The sequence below is a fragment of the Rheinheimera sp. genome, assembly GCF_036568245.1.
Taxonomy (GTDB): Bacteria; Pseudomonadota; Gammaproteobacteria; order Enterobacterales; family Alteromonadaceae; genus Alishewanella.
Window position 1 is genome coordinate 1 of the sequence record NZ_DATCSY010000084.1, and the last position, 13,445, is coordinate 13,445.

Consider the following 13,445-nt stretch of genomic DNA (forward strand, 5'->3'; position numbering starts at 1 on the left):
CTTGCCAATAGGAGCGGTATTGACGCTGCCGGCGACGGGTTCCGAAAGCAACGGCAACTCAGTTATTACTAAAAAAGCCACCGCGCAGAAACGCGCTTTTGGTTCAGATTTAGTACAACCGGTATTTGCCGTGCTGGACCCGGTATACACTTACTCACTGCCGCTAAAGCAGGTCGGCAATGGTGTAGTCGATGCCTTTGTGCATGTGATTGAACAGTACCTTACTTACCCGGTGAACGCGCCGCTGCAGGACCGTTTTGCTGAAGGCATTTTGCAAACGCTGATCAGCGAAGGGCCAAAAGCGCTGGCGGCGCCGGAGGATTACGATGTACGCGCGAATGTGATGTGGGCCGCCACTATGGCACTGAATGGTTTAATCGGCAAAGGCGTACCGCAGGACTGGGCCACCCATATGATTGGCCACGAGTTGACTGCACTGTTTGGCCTGGATCATGCCCAGACACTGGCAATAGTGTTACCGGCGCTGATGTATGCGCAGCGTGAGCAAAAACGGCAGAAGTTGCTACAGTTTGGCCAGCGCGTTTTTGCCATAAACAGCGGCAATGCTGATGAAGTGATCGACAAAACCATTAAAGCCACGCAGGACTTTTTCGAGCATATGGGCGTGAAAACCCGGCTGTCAGATTACAACCTGGCCGCAGCCGATATCGATAAACTTATCGCTAACCTGGAGCGTAATGGCATGACTAAGCTGGGTGAGCATGGCGATATTGATTTAGCTAAAGCAAGGCAGATACTGGAGCTGGCGCTGTAAAACGGCTGCAGCAACTCGCGATGAAAACCCCGGTGCGCATGACGCGGCCGGGGTTTTAATCTGGCTTAAACGGCGCTCTTAGTAGGCCGATTGGGTTGGCTGGATAATCATTTCATCGACATTCACCTCATCCGGCTGTGCTATGGCGTAGGCAATGGCATTGGCTATCGCTTCGGGTTTAAGCGCTACCTGACGAAAATCCTCCAGCCATGCCTTGGTTGCGCTGTCTGTCGTGGTATGTGCCAGTTCACTTTCCACCACACCCGGCGAAATAGTAGTCACCCTGACTTTCTTGGTTTCCATTCGCAGGCCGTTAGAAATAGCGCGCACTGCAAACTTAGTTGCGCAGTACACTGCAGCTGTCGGAAATACACTGTGGGCAGCTATAGAAGCGGTATTAATAATATGGCCGCCACGTTGCTCCATCACGCTAAGCACGGATTCAATACCATTTAGCACGCCTTTAATGTTAACGTCTATCATCCGGTTCCACTCATCGGCTTTTAGTGCGGCCATCGGTGACAGCGGCATTAAGCCGGCGTTGTTCACCAATACATCAACCGGGCCGAACTCTTCGCTGGCAGCGGCCACCACCGCTTTAAAGTTCTCGCGTGATGTAACATCAAGCGTATAAGCTTTCGCTGTACCACCAGCTTGCTTAATTCTCTGGGTTAGTGCGTCAAGCCGATCGGTACGGCGCGCCGCAACCAGTACGGTGTGCCCGGCTTTTGCTAACACTTCGGCGGTGGTTTCGCCAATACCGCTGCTGGCGCCGGTGATCAGAACAACTTTAGATTTAATGGTAGTCATAACAAAACTCCTTCGTAGACTCAGGGAATACTGCTGGTTTAATACGGGCTAACCCGATGCTTGTTATGTTAAAAGGATGAAGGACTGTTATGGATACCCAAAGATCCGCTATGATTGCCTGATTATCCAAACTGAGTAGGAAGCCCAGATGACTGATGGTCTGTTGAAACAACAATTGTTGCAGCTGGTGCAGCAGGTGGCTGTTAATGAAGGTGTAAACAGCACCGCTATCCCCAACGTGTTTTGTTACAAGGTTAGTCGCCCCCAGATCACGATGCCTGCGGTGTATGAGCCTTGCCTGTGTATTATCGTGCAGGGCCGCAAAAACGTGATGCTTGGCAGCGACATGTTAAGCTACGGTGAGCTGGAGTTTCTGGTGGCGTCAGTCGACTTGCCTATTCTGGGCACTGTGGTGCAGGCGTCAGCGCTGCAACCGTATTATGTTATTCAGATTAATATTGATGTTAGGCTGCTATCAGAGCTGCTGCTGCAAATGCAATACCTGGCGGTGGCAAACCGCAGGGCAGAAAGCGGTTTGTTTATCGGCCAGGTAGACCAACAAATGGGCGATAGCCTGCTGCGTTTGCTGGCATTACTGCAACAACCTGATGACATTCCTGTGTTGGCTGAAAGCCTTGTCCGTGAGATGCACTATCGAATGCTACGCAGCAACTTCGGCAAAGAAATTGCCCAAATATCGCTAAAAGGCACGCCAACCCAGCGCATCTCGGTTGCTATTCAGAAACTACGCCGTGACTACGATCAAACCGTCACCATAGAAGAACTGGCGGCGATGGCCGGGATGAGTGTGTCGTCGTTTCATGCTCATTTTAAAGCGGTAACCAATATGAGTCCGTTGCAATTTCAGAAGTCGGTCAGGCTGGTCGAGGCGCGTAGTTTAATGATCTCGCAGCATATGGATGCAGCCAGCACGGCATATAAGGTGGGTTACGAAAGCCCGTCGCAGTTCAGCCGCGAATATGCGCGTATGTTTGGCAGCCCGCCAGCACGCGATATCGCCAGAATCAGGTTATAGCCAGGTATTAAGGGAAATAAATCAGACAGGTAAAATGGTGCCCGGGGCCGGACTTGAACCGGCACGGGGTTTCCCCCGAGGGATTTTAAATCCCTTGTGTCTACCGATTTCACCACCCGGGCAGAGTCGTTGGCGCGAACGCGCTTGGTAAGACGGCGCGCATCTTAAGTAACCCTGCAACTTTATGCAAGCTATTTTCTGCGTTCAGTAGCACTGTTAACCAAAATTACACCATTTTTGTTACTTATATTTCAAAGCTTTATTGAACTGCGCTGCTATGCTTAATTTTGCACACCGTATTTAAGTGTTTACTGAATAACGTCGCTTTACTGTTCCGGCTTGTATATCAGCACGCATATCACGGAGACAATATGCAAAGATTTAAATTGCGCACTGTATTTATCGCTTTTGTCGCACTGGCGCTGGCACTGCTAACGCTGGTCGCCACGCTGATTAATATTAATCAGTTTTCCGGTTTGTATTATGGCCAGACAGAAAGCGAATATCTGCCCAATACTGTAGGCCGTATCAGTGAGCAGGTGCGGTCTGAGCTGATGTACCCTATTACCTTGTCAGAAAATCTGGCAGCGAACAGCTTGCTGCACGATTGGATGCGAGCCGGCGAAACGGCAGCAGCTAATCATGAACGGGTGCTGGCATATTTGAAAAAACAGCAGCAGAACGCCGGTGCCTCAACTTTGTTCTGGGTGTCGGATTTCAGTAAAACCTATTACACCGAAGCCGGGGTATTTAAAACCATTTCGGCAGCTGAACCACGCGACAGCTGGTTTTTTAACTTTCTTAACAGCAATGCTAAGCGCGAGCTGGCGATAGATGCAGATGAGCGTAGCGGTAAGCTGACACTGTTTGTTAATGCGGCGGTGACTGTTGACGGCAAGCGTGCTGGCGTTGCCGGGTTGGGCTATGACGTGTCGGCTATTGCCAGCCTGGTGTCGGGCTACAAGCTGGGGCAGAACGGCTTTCTGTTTCTGGTTGATGCCAATGGCATGATAGTGGTGCACCGCGATTTGTCACTGGCGCGGAAAAACATTCAGCAACTACCGCAGTACCAGGCCGTGGCGCAACAAATTACGCAGCACAACACCGGTTTTAGCCTGCAACAGGTGCAACTGTATGACGAACAGGTTTATGTCGGCGTGCAGGATATTCGTGATACCGGGCTGAAACTGGTGGCAGTGTTACCCTCAGCTGAAATCAGCAGCGCCATTAACAGCGTGATCTCGTTCTCGGTCATTGCCAGTATCGTATTGGCTGCTGTGTTTATCGCGCTGACAGTGGTGTTTGCCAATTCACTGAGTAACTCTATCCGCCAGGTTGGCGAAAATTTGCTGCAAATGTCGGGCGAGGGCGGTGACTTAACCAAGCAGCTTGATGACAGCTATGACAATGAGCTGGGGCATCTGGCAAAAGGCTTTAATGCCATTATTGGTAAAATCCGTGAACTGGTGGCAGAAATTCAGCAAACCGAAACCGCGATGAAAACCGGCATCGAGCAATTAGCTCAGCTGGCTAACGACACCTTTCACTCGACTGAATTGCAACGGGCGCAAACCGACCAGGTTGCTACAGCAATAACCGAAATGGGCCAGACGATCTCGGAGGTATCCGGCATTGCGCACCACACCGCGCAAGACACCGAAGCCGCGGTGCAGGACACGCATAAAACCAACGACAATATGGCCCTGACGTCACGTACCATGCAGCAGCTCAATAGTGTAATGGGCGATATTGAAAAAACCATTGTCGATTTTGCTCAGCAGGCGTCGCAAATTAACTCGGTAGTGGAAGTGATTAACGCGATTTCTGAACAAACCAACCTACTGGCGCTGAATGCTGCTATTGAGGCGGCCCGTGCCGGTGAGCAGGGCCGGGGGTTCGCGGTTGTCGCCGATGAAGTGCGTAATCTGGCCAAACGCACGCAGGAGTCCACACTGGAAATACGTGATCAGATAGCCCAGTTGCAACAAACGGCGCAGCAATCTACTGCGGCGATTCGCGAAGGTACAGTAAGCAGCCAACAGGTGGCAGAGAACACCGAGCACTCTGTTGCCGCCCTTATCAATATTAAGCAGAAGTTTGAAGCGATAAGCAGTGGTAACCATCAGGTTGCTGCGGCAACAGAAGAGCAGGGCACAGTGGTCGAGCATATTAATGAGTCGGCGCATTTAATTTCCGACAGTGCCGCCAGCATTCACCACAATGCCGAACAGCAGCTTAAAGCGATCAGTTTGTTGCAGCAGCGCGCCGAGCAACTACGGGCACTGGTTACCCAGTTTAAGGTGTAAAAGATGAAAGCATTGATTTTAGCTAGCCTGTGCGCCGGATGCAGCCTGCCACTGCAGGCCGAAGTGCTGTGGCAGGATGTCAGCGTCACGTATTTAAATGGTAGCAACTACCGGGTAGACGGGCCGGATAAACAGGTGCTGACCTTTGAGCATGCGGCAGGTACCAGCTGGGGCGATAGCTTTTTCTTCTTCGATCACCTGCGCGCTGATAATGGCGGGCGCAGCAATTATGCCGAGTGGTCGCCAAGGCTTAGCCTGGGTAAATTGAGCAACACTGAACTGAAATATGGCATCGTCAAAGCTCTGCTGTTTACCAGCACGGTAGAGATGTCATCGCTGCAAACCAATTTTCTCTATGGTGTGGCGACAGACTTAAGCGTGCCGGGGTTTAATTACTTTAACCTTAACTTCTACCGGCGTAATAACGACGGCGTTGCCGACAACTGGCAGCTGACCACCACCTGGGCCATCCCGTTCAGCTTGGGCGAACTGCAGTTTTTGTATGACGGCTTTCTGGACTGGAGCAGTGCCACTGCAGATCAAAGTGCCAGTATGAATATGACCTCGCAGTTAAAATGGGCGCTGCATCCGCTTTTGAATATGAAAAGCAAACTCTATGTCGGCGTAGAGTATGTGTACTGGCGCAACAAATATGGCATAGCCGACAGCCCAGCGTTTCGCACCGATGAGTCAAACGTAAACTTATTGGTAAAAGCGCATTTCTAACTATTTGGAACACGTAAGCCGGTTTACCCTAAGCCCACCGTTGAAGCCCTGGATGGGCGGAAACGAGCCTACAGGGATGTATTTACGGCGTGTGGGTGTGGGTAAACCGGCTGAAGCATTTGCGAAGTCAGCAAAAGTTTTTTGCCATTTAGCCATCTATACTGTTGCAGATAAAAAATAACCATGCTATTACTATTGGCGTTTTGCTAACCAAGATACTAAACAGAGCAATCAATGAATTTTAACCGTCGCGTTTCTACAATTAGCCTCCTCGTGCTCCTCACCGGCGCGCGGGGTGCTGCTTATTGGTAAAAACGTAACGAACCGATAACGCTAAAGCCCCGTGCCACTGGCCGGGGTTTTTTGCATTTTACGCCCCGCCAAAAGTTGCCACCTAAACCGAACAACGGAACAGGAAACACAAAATGAGCGGTGATAATAAAATCTGGATCTTCGACACCACCTTACGCGACGGCGAGCAGGCACTGCGTGCCAGCTTAAGCCAGAAGCAGAAAATTCAGCTGGCGCATGCGATAGCGCGGCTGAATGTCGATGTAATGGAAGTCGGCTTTCCGGTATCCAGCCCAGGCGATTTTGACTCAGTGCAACGCATCGCGCGTGAGGTAAAAGGCCCGATTATCTGCGGCCTGGCCCGCGCTGTCAGTGCCGATATCGAGGCCTGTGGCGAAGCGTTAAAAGACGCAGAGCGGCGTCGTATTCATACCTTTATTGCCACTTCACCGCTGCACTTACAGTACAAGCTGCGTAAAACGCTGGCGCAGGCCAGTGAGCAGGCCGTTGCTGCCATTAAACTGGCCAGCCGCTATACCGACGACATCGAGTTTTCCTGTGAAGATGCAGGCCGCACACCAATTGATGATTTATGCTGGATTGTCGAGCGCGCCATTGCCGCCGGTGCCACCACCATTAATATTCCGGACACTGTCGGTTATACCATTCCGAACGAGTTTGCGGCCATTATCAGCACCTTACGCAACAAGGTGCCGAATATCGATAAAGCCCGCTTAAGTGTGCATTGTCATAACGATTTAGGCTTAGCAGTGGCCAATAGCATCAGCGCGATACAGGCCGGTGCCCGGCAAATTGAATGTACCGTCAACGGTATAGGTGAGCGTGCCGGTAACTGTTCGCTGGAAGAGGTGGCGATGATTATCAACACCCGCAAAGATGTATTAGCGCCGCTATATAGCGATATCAAAACCACCGAGATTTACCGCAGCTCGCATTTAGTTAGCCAAATCTGCAATATGCCGATCCAACCGAACAAAGCCATTGTCGGTGAAAATGCCTTTGCCCACAGCTCCGGCATTCATCAGGACGGCGTATTAAAAGCGCAAAACACTTACGAAATTATGGCGCCCGAGCAAGTCGGCATCCGCCAGAATGAACTGAACTTAACCTCGCGCTCGGGCCGGCATGTTATTCAGCACCGCTTAGCCGAGCTGGGTTACACCAACGCTGACTATGACTTAGAAGCGGTATACAAAAGCTTCGTTGCGCTGGCTGACCAAAAAGGCCGCGTGTTTGATTATGACTTAGAAGCGCTGGTGTTTTTTGAAAACATGCAGGAGCAAAACGATTATTACGCACTGGAGTTTTTAAGCTCATCTACCCATACCGGCCATGTAGCAAGCGCCACCGTTGGCATGCGCTGCGGCGATAAAGTCTTTACTGAGGCGGCTACCGGCAATGGCCCGGTTGAAGCGGCGTTCAGTGCTATTGCCCGCATCAGCAAGCTGGATATCAAGATGGTCGATTTTAACTTACAGGCTAAAGGCAGCGGCGAAGATGCGCTGGGCCAGGTCGATATTATTGCCGAGCACGAGGGCCGTCGCTTTCACGGTGCCGGTTTGGCTACCGACATAGTACGCAGCTCAGTATTGGCCTATGTGCATGTGCTGAATATGATCCAGCGTGCGCAAACCATTGATGCCCATAAACACGCACGGCAAACCACAACAAAAATAGCAGCAGGTGAACAGCAATGATAAAGCAGTATAGGGTAGCAGTACTGGCCGGCGATGGTATCGGCCCGGAAGTAATGGCCGAGGCGGAAAAAGTGCTGCAGGTCGTCGCAGATAAGTTTGGTTTTGGCCTGACGTTAACCCCGGCTTTAGTTGGTGGTGCGGCGTTGGATGCCACCGGCGAGCCACTGCCAGCGACAACGCTGGAGCTGTGTAAAAAAAGCGATGCTGTTTTATTCGGCTCAGTCGGCGGGCCCAAATGGACCGGCCTGCCGCCGGATAAACAACCGGAGCGCGGCTCTTTACTGCCACTTAGAAAAACCTTCGATTTATTCTGTAACCTGCGTCCGGGCCAGATTTACCCGGCTTTTGCCGATTTATCGCCGCTGCACCCGCGCGTCAGCAGCTTAGGCATGGACGTATTGTGCGTGCGCGAGCTGACCGGCGGTATTTATTTTGGTGAAAAAGGCCGTAACGACAACGACGCTTTTGATACCCAGCGCTACAGTGTGCCAGAGGTTACCCGCATTGCGCGGGTGGCGTTTGAAGCAGCGCAAAAGCGCGGCAAGAAAGTCACTTCTATCGATAAAGCCAATGTGTTGCAAACCAGTATCTTGTGGCGGCAGACGGTTGAGCAGGTAGCAAAAGACTACCCTGATGTGGCGCTGGAGCATATGTACATCGACAATGCCGCTATGCAGCTGATCCGCAGTCCGCAGCAGTTTGATGTGCTGCTGTGCGATAACCTGTTTGGCGATATTTTATCTGACGAGCTGGCTGCTATTGCCGGTAGTTTAGGCTTGCTGCCATCAGCCAGTTTAAATGGCAGCGGTTTTGGCCTGTATGAGCCAGCCGGTGGCAGTGCGCCCGATATCGCAGGCCAGGGTATCGCCAACCCGATAGCACAAATTTTAAGTGCAGCGCTGATGCTGCGCTACAGCTTTGGCGAAGAACAGGCCGCCTGCGCCATTGAGCGGGCAGTACAACACTGCTTAGAACAGCACATTGTTACACGCGACATTAACCCCAAATCGACTTACGGCACCGCAGCGGTTGGCGCTGCTATTGTTGCCACTTTGCGGCAGGAGACTCATTAATGAGCCAGGCTACTTCCAAAGCTCAAACCTTATATCAGAAAATTTATGCCAGCCATGTGGTGGGTAAACTAAACCCCAGTACCGACCTGTTGTATGTCGACCGGCATTTAATTCACGAAGTCACCTCGCCGCAGGCGTTCTCCGGTTTAAAACTGGCGAACCGCCGCGTGCGCCGGCCGGATTTAACCTTCGCTACCATGGACCATAACGTCTCTACCCAGCGCCGTAGCCTGGATGCTGCCGGTGAGACATCGCGCAAGCAACTGGAAGCGTTAGCGGCCAACTGTGCCGAAAACCGCATTCCACTGCTGGATTTAACCCACCCGGATCAGGGCATAGTGCACGTTATCGGCCCGGAGCAAGGCTTAACCCAGCCGGGTATGATCATCGTGTGTGGTGACTCGCACACCTCAACCCATGGCGCCTTTGGTGCGCTGGCCTTTGGTATCGGCACCTCAGAGGTAGAGCACGTGCTGGCCACGCAAACGCTGCCGCAGCAACAGGCAAAAACGTTAAAAGTTGAGATCAACGGCGAACTGAGTCCTCATGTCACGCCAAAAGATGTGATTTTGGCGGTAATTGGCAAGTTAGGTACTGCTGGTGGCAATGGCTATGTGGCCGAATTTAGCGGCAGTGCTATTCGCGCTATGAGCATGGAAGGGCGCATGACGCTGTGCAACATGAGTATTGAAATGGGCGCCAAAGCCGGCCTGATTGCACCGGACCAAATCACCTTTGATTACATCAAAGGTAAAGCACACGCCCCGGCGGCAGAGCATTGGGATGCTGCCGTACAGTACTGGCAAAGCCTGTACTCAGATGCCGATGCGGTGTTTGACCAGGTAGTTGAAATTGATGCCGCCAGCATTACGCCACAAATTACCTGGGGTACCAACCCGGAGCAGGTTATTGCAGTAGATCAGGCGGTGCCGGCACCAGACAGTTTCAGTGATGCCACCAAGCGCGACGCCGCCGAGCGGGCGCTGGCCTATATGGGGCTGCAGCCGGGGCAAAAGCTGACTGATTGTAAAGTGGATGTGGTGTTTATCGGCAGCTGCACCAACAGCCGGATTGAAGACTTACGCGCCGCAGCAAGTGTTGTGCAGGGCAAAAAAGTCGCCGCAGGTGTGCGCGCCCTGGTGGTGCCGGGCTCGGGCGTGGTAAAACGCCGGGCCGAAGCCGAAGGTTTAGCCGGTATTTTTAAAGACGCCGGTTTTGAGTGGCGTGAGCCAGGCTGTAGTATGTGCCTGGGTATGAACGACGACAGAGTCGAGGCCGGCCAGCGCTGTGCTTCTACCAGCAACCGTAATTTTGAAGGCCGCCAAGGCCGTGGCGCACGCACCCACCTGGTTAGCCCGGCCATGGCCGCTGCTGCCGCTATCGCCGGTAAGTTTGTTAACATTGCCGCAGTGAATGAAAAAGGAGACTGGGCATGAGCCAGATTTTTGCACAGGGCTTAGTCTGCCCACTGGATAAAAACAACGTTGATACTGATCAGATCATCCCGAAGCAATTTTTAACCAGCGTCAGCCGGGATGGTTTTGCGCAGGCGATGTTTTACGACTGGCGTTACCTGGCCGACGGCACACCAAACCCCGAGTTTGTTGTAAACAAACCGGAATATCAGGGCGCAAGCATTTTATTAACCCGCGCCAACTTTGGCTGCGGCTCCAGCCGCGAGCACGCGCCCTGGGCCATTAAGCAATACGGTTTTAATGTGGTTATCGCCGAAAGCTTTGCTGATATTTTTTTTAACAACAGCGTCAACAACGGCATGTTGTTAATTCAGCTGAGTAAAACCAATATCGAGCTGCTGTTTAACCGCTGCGCGCAAGGCCCACAGCAGTGGCAAATAGACTTACAAAGCCAGGAAATAATGTTCGGTAACAACGCCGCTATGGGCTTTAATATCGATGCTGATATTAAACAACGTTTGTTATCGGGCTTAGATTTTATCGGCTCAAGCGAGCTGCTAAACCCGAAAATTGCCGATTACGAGCAAAGCCGCAAAGCCAGTCAGCCCTGGTTGGGCTAAATACTAAGGCTTTATCAGCTGCGATCTAACGGGCTTATTGTGCCAGCGTAATGCTGGCCAATAACATGGGTGTATATTTGCGTAGTGGTAACATCGTTGTGTCCAAGCAGTTCTTGTACCGTACGGATATCGCAGCCATTCTGCAGCAAGTGAGTAGCAAAGCTGTGGCGAAAGGTGTGACAACCCACTCGCGGCCTAATCTGACATGCAGCCACGGCCGGAGCTAAAGCTTTGCGAATAATGCTGTCGTGCAAGTGATGGCGGCACAATTCGCCGGTAAGCGGGTGAGGGCACAGTGAAGTTGACGGAAAAACAAACATCCAGCCTGGTTGGCGAAAAGCGTTAGGGTACTTACGGGACAACGCATAAGGTAAAGAGGGGCCTATTCCCTTTGCATTATCTTGTTGCTGTACCTGCAGTGCAGCTGCGATTTGTTGTTGTAACGGCTCTGTAAGCTTTGCACTTAATAGCGTTTGTCGATCTTTATGGCCTTTACTGTCTCTAACGGTAAGTGAAAGATTTGTCAGATCAATATCCTGTACCCGCAGGCGTAAACATTCCGAAATGCGCAAGCCGCTTCCATAAAGCAGCGACACAATAAGTTTATGGTGGCCATTTAGCTGTTCAATGATTGCCAATACTTGTTGTGGAGAAAGCACCACAGGTAAGTATCGCTGTTTGACCGCATGACTAAAGCCTAAGTCTCCGAGTTCGCGCTGAACAATATGCTTATAAAGAAATACCAACGCATTAAGAGCGACTTTTTGAGTATTAATAGCGACATTGCGCTTATTGGCCAGCCAGTTTAGAAAGTTTCTCACCTCAGCAGCATGCATATCATTCGGATGCTTTTTATTGTTAAACAAAATGAAGCGTCGTATCCAATGTAAATAAGTTTGCTCGGTACGCAGGCTGTAACCACGTAATCGAATATTCTCGCGAACAGTCTCTAAGAATTGGCTTTTTGGCATGCCTGAAACTCAACTTTTTATGTATATATATACAGTATTATTTGAATTTTCAGACAGTCAAGGTTAAATATCCTGTTAACATTGCGCATAAGCTAATTGCTGCTTTTATTTACATGCTATAAATTAGGGGCTTACAGAAGCTGGGTTCAGAAATATAACGCATAGCTTCCGAAATATAACGCATGCTTGATTTCCCGGAATGAGAAAATGAGGTAACTAAAATAATCGTTATTTTACAATGGTATGCAAGTAGCTGTTTCCTCTATCGGAAATGAGAAAACGAGCATGCACAATAATAAAATGTTATGTGAGTCTTGCATGAAGAATCTACGATGAGAAAAAGCGCATTTTTTTGTGGCGTGCTTTGCCTGCTTTATGTGGGTCTAGGGTTGGTCGCCGGACTTCTTCCTATAGATTTATGGTCTTATATTCTCGATCTTTTCATTGAACGAGATACACACACTTACTATAAAATAGTTCCAACTGAAGGCGCGAATTACCAAATAGCTTTTGCAACATTGCTCGGCATAGCTTTAATTGCCTTGAGTAAAATTAAATTTAAAAATACAAGTGGTGGGCAGGCTTGATACGTCGCCGCCAATCACATAACAATTCGTGCCTGTACGCGCCTTCGGCGCCGGACAGTCTTTTGCTGCGTCGTTCCTCCTTCGCAAAAGTCTGCCGCAGCACTCGGCGTTATGTGCTCAGATAAAGTAAGCAGGTATTAGAAATGAAAGTTACTGGGTCATGCTTATGTGGTGACGTAAACTTTGAAGTGGATGGTGAGTTTGAAAGCCTATATTTGTGTCATTGCAAGTATTGCCAAAAAGATACAGGTTCATCACATGCGTCAAACCTGTTTTCTTCTGATGCAAAGTTGGCATGGATAACGGGCGAAGACAAAATAAAGGTTTACCAGCTGCCATCAACTAAGCACGTGAAAAGCTTTTGTTCAAATTGTGGTTCGGCACTACCAAGTTTACAAATGAACAATGAGCTAGTTGTTGTTCCTGCAGGCAGTTTAGACCAAGATATATCCATAAAGCCAACCGCACATATTTTCACCTCTAGCTCTGCTACTTGGTAAAGCGATATAGTGGGCATAACTTCTTATGAGCAATTTCCAGAATAGACACATAACAAGCGCAGGCAATCGGACAGTCAAAAGTGTCACGCCTTTTGTTCCAAAAGCCGCGCCAATTTTGCCTGCCGTTGCTGCGGGCGTTATGTAACACGGAGAGTTTAGTGAAAATTATACCTTTAGCGTTCTTGAGCATTTCAATTGCTTTTTCCGCTTTCGCTTCTGAGAGTAGCTCGATTGGATATAAAACAGTGGAGCTAGCGCTAAATGCACTCAAAAATAAAGAGGGCACAAATCTGAGCGTCCAGGACGGCTGGACAATAATTGAGGATAAAGAGGAATCAAACTTGGTTTTGTGGTCATTCACTCCTGATTCGCATCCAGCTCACCCAGCCGCAATAAAGCGCAAAGTTGTTGAGAAAAACCAAAAGATATACATTCAAATGTCTGCCCTCTGCCAAGCTAAACAAGAAGACTGTGACAAACTGATGCAAGAATTTGAGCAATTAAATCAAAACATAATGAAAGGCCCAAGATAAGTGTTACATAACAAGCGCCTTAAACATCGCGGCTTTTGGCCGCTGGACTCGCAACAAGTTGCTCGCCGTTTAGGCGAGCGTTAT

The 13,445-nt window shown here is 50.2% G+C and carries 13 protein-coding genes and 1 tRNA gene; 11 read left to right on the top strand and 3 right to left on the bottom strand.

Annotated features, from left to right (window positions below; genetic code table 11):
- Nucleotides 1–775 (top strand): iron-containing alcohol dehydrogenase (locus VIN66_RS03700; protein WP_331922734.1); only part of this gene is annotated, 775 nt, incomplete at its 5' end.
- A gap of 78 nt (nt 776–853) precedes the next feature.
- Here VIN66_RS03700 and VIN66_RS03705 read toward each other — a convergent pair.
- A complete protein-coding gene (locus VIN66_RS03705; protein ID WP_331922735.1) occupies nt 854–1,585 on the bottom strand; it encodes an SDR family oxidoreductase in 732 nt (243 codons plus the stop codon).
- Between the two features lie 148 nt (nt 1,586–1,733).
- On the opposite strand from VIN66_RS03705, the gene VIN66_RS03710 reads away from it, so the two are divergent.
- The gene (locus tag VIN66_RS03710; protein WP_331922736.1) at nt 1,734–2,621 is read left to right on the top strand and encodes an AraC family transcriptional regulator; all 888 of its coding nucleotides are present in this window, start codon (nt 1,734–1,736) and stop codon (nt 2,619–2,621) included.
- A gap of 35 nt (nt 2,622–2,656) precedes the next feature.
- Here VIN66_RS03710 and VIN66_RS03715 read toward each other — a convergent pair.
- A tRNA-Leu gene (locus VIN66_RS03715) sits at nt 2,657–2,743 on the bottom strand.
- A 249-nt stretch (nt 2,744–2,992) separates the two neighbouring features.
- Between VIN66_RS03715 and VIN66_RS03720 the strand changes: the two genes are divergently transcribed.
- From VIN66_RS03720 to leuD, 6 genes are all read left to right on the top strand, one after another.
- Nucleotides 2,993–4,927 (top strand): methyl-accepting chemotaxis protein, encoded by a 1,935-nt coding sequence (locus VIN66_RS03720; RefSeq protein ID WP_331922737.1) that lies wholly within the window; start codon nt 2,993–2,995, stop codon nt 4,925–4,927.
- A 3-nt stretch (nt 4,928–4,930) separates the two neighbouring features.
- Entirely contained in the window at nt 4,931–5,653 is a 723-nt protein-coding gene (locus VIN66_RS03725; RefSeq protein ID WP_331922738.1) for an outer membrane protein OmpK, read from the top strand.
- A 425-nt stretch (nt 5,654–6,078) separates the two neighbouring features.
- Nucleotides 6,079–7,662, top strand: coding sequence for a 2-isopropylmalate synthase (gene leuA / locus VIN66_RS03730; RefSeq protein ID WP_331922739.1), 1,584 nt, complete (start codon nt 6,079–6,081; stop codon nt 7,660–7,662).
- Nucleotides 7,659–8,735 carry a 3-isopropylmalate dehydrogenase gene (gene leuB / locus VIN66_RS03735; RefSeq protein ID WP_331922740.1) on the top strand — a complete coding sequence of 359 codons (1,077 nt, stop codon included), beginning with the start codon at nt 7,659–7,661 and terminating at the stop codon, nt 8,733–8,735. The genes leuA and leuB overlap by 4 nt, the downstream gene beginning before the upstream one ends.
- Nucleotides 8,735–10,171 (top strand): 3-isopropylmalate dehydratase large subunit, encoded by a 1,437-nt coding sequence (gene leuC, locus VIN66_RS03740; RefSeq protein WP_331922741.1) that lies wholly within the window; start codon nt 8,735–8,737, stop codon nt 10,169–10,171. Before leuB ends, leuC begins: the two co-directional genes overlap by 1 nt.
- On the top strand, nt 10,168–10,770 hold the full coding sequence (leuD, locus tag VIN66_RS03745; protein ID WP_331922742.1) for a 3-isopropylmalate dehydratase small subunit: 603 nt from the start codon (nt 10,168–10,170) through the stop codon (nt 10,768–10,770). Before leuC ends, leuD begins: the two co-directional genes overlap by 4 nt.
- 14 nt (nt 10,771–10,784) lie before the next feature.
- Here the strand turns inward: leuD and VIN66_RS03750 are convergent, their stop codons facing one another.
- Entirely contained in the window at nt 10,785–11,741 is a 957-nt protein-coding gene (locus VIN66_RS03750; protein WP_331922743.1) for an integron integrase, read from the bottom strand.
- Between the two features lie 332 nt (nt 11,742–12,073).
- On the opposite strand from VIN66_RS03750, the gene VIN66_RS03755 reads away from it, so the two are divergent.
- The 3 genes from VIN66_RS03755 to VIN66_RS03765 all read left to right on the top strand — a co-directional run bounded on the left by VIN66_RS03755 (nt 12,074) and on the right by VIN66_RS03765 (nt 13,361).
- The gene (locus tag VIN66_RS03755; RefSeq protein WP_331922744.1) at nt 12,074–12,328 is read left to right on the top strand and encodes a hypothetical protein; all 255 of its coding nucleotides are present in this window, start codon (nt 12,074–12,076) and stop codon (nt 12,326–12,328) included.
- 143 nt (nt 12,329–12,471) lie between these two features.
- Nucleotides 12,472–12,828, top strand: coding sequence for a GFA family protein (locus VIN66_RS03760; RefSeq protein ID WP_331922745.1), 357 nt, complete (start codon nt 12,472–12,474; stop codon nt 12,826–12,828).
- A 158-nt stretch (nt 12,829–12,986) separates the two neighbouring features.
- Nucleotides 12,987–13,361 carry a hypothetical protein gene (locus VIN66_RS03765; protein ID WP_331922746.1) on the top strand — a complete coding sequence of 125 codons (375 nt, stop codon included), beginning with the start codon at nt 12,987–12,989 and terminating at the stop codon, nt 13,359–13,361.
- The last annotated feature ends 84 nt before the right edge of the window (nt 13,362–13,445 follow it).

Bases quoted from the DNA above. Each gene is read 5' to 3' on its own strand.
- VIN66_RS03705 (WP_331922735.1), bottom strand. From the start codon at position 1,585: ATGACTACCATTAAATCTAAAGTTGTTCTGATCACCGGCGCCAGCAGC.
- VIN66_RS03710 (WP_331922736.1), top strand. From the start codon at position 1,734: ATGACTGATGGTCTGTTGAAACAACAATTGTTGCAGCTGGTGCAGCAG.
- VIN66_RS03720 (WP_331922737.1), top strand. From the start codon at position 2,993: ATGCAAAGATTTAAATTGCGCACTGTATTTATCGCTTTTGTCGCACTG.
- VIN66_RS03725 (WP_331922738.1), top strand. From the start codon at position 4,931: ATGAAAGCATTGATTTTAGCTAGCCTGTGCGCCGGATGCAGCCTGCCA.
- leuA (WP_331922739.1), top strand. From the start codon at position 6,079: ATGAGCGGTGATAATAAAATCTGGATCTTCGACACCACCTTACGCGAC.
- leuB (WP_331922740.1), top strand. From the start codon at position 7,659: ATGATAAAGCAGTATAGGGTAGCAGTACTGGCCGGCGATGGTATCGGC.
- leuC (WP_331922741.1), top strand. From the start codon at position 8,735: ATGAGCCAGGCTACTTCCAAAGCTCAAACCTTATATCAGAAAATTTAT.
- leuD (WP_331922742.1), top strand. From the start codon at position 10,168: ATGAGCCAGATTTTTGCACAGGGCTTAGTCTGCCCACTGGATAAAAAC.
- VIN66_RS03750 (WP_331922743.1), bottom strand. From the start codon at position 11,741: ATGCCAAAAAGCCAATTCTTAGAGACTGTTCGCGAGAATATTCGATTA.
- VIN66_RS03755 (WP_331922744.1), top strand. From the start codon at position 12,074: ATGAGAAAAAGCGCATTTTTTTGTGGCGTGCTTTGCCTGCTTTATGTG.
- VIN66_RS03760 (WP_331922745.1), top strand. From the start codon at position 12,472: ATGAAAGTTACTGGGTCATGCTTATGTGGTGACGTAAACTTTGAAGTG.